Annotated in this window: 1 protein-coding gene; it reads right to left on the reverse strand. The window is 48.1% G+C overall.

The genetic code is table 11. From position 1 onward, the window contains the following. On the reverse strand, positions 1-283 hold a 283-nt coding region (locus FFM78_RS13760; protein WP_171001912.1), incomplete at both ends, for a MucBP domain-containing protein.

The following is a 283-nucleotide window of genomic DNA, read 5'->3' on the forward strand; positions in this document are numbered from 1 at the left end:
TTCATCAACGTACTTCACAGTCAATGTTCCAGCTGTTGCCTTGTCATCTGGCGTCTGCCCACCTTGATAAACAAAAGTGATCGTCTGTGGGTCAGTTGTCAGACTGCCAGTGTAGTTATTCTGGGACTTTGTTGTATCCAACGTGTAACCTTGGGCCGTTAAATCGGCTGCTGTCACGTTATACCCATTGCCCACAACACCACTTAACGTTTGCGCCGGTTTCAGCACATTGCCGTTCTCATCGACGTAGTTCACAGTCAGCTTACCGGCTGATGTGTTATCT

Origin of the sequence: Loigolactobacillus binensis (genome assembly GCF_005405165.1) — a bacterium.
GTDB classification, from domain to species: Bacteria; Bacillota; Bacilli; order Lactobacillales; family Lactobacillaceae; genus Loigolactobacillus; species Loigolactobacillus binensis.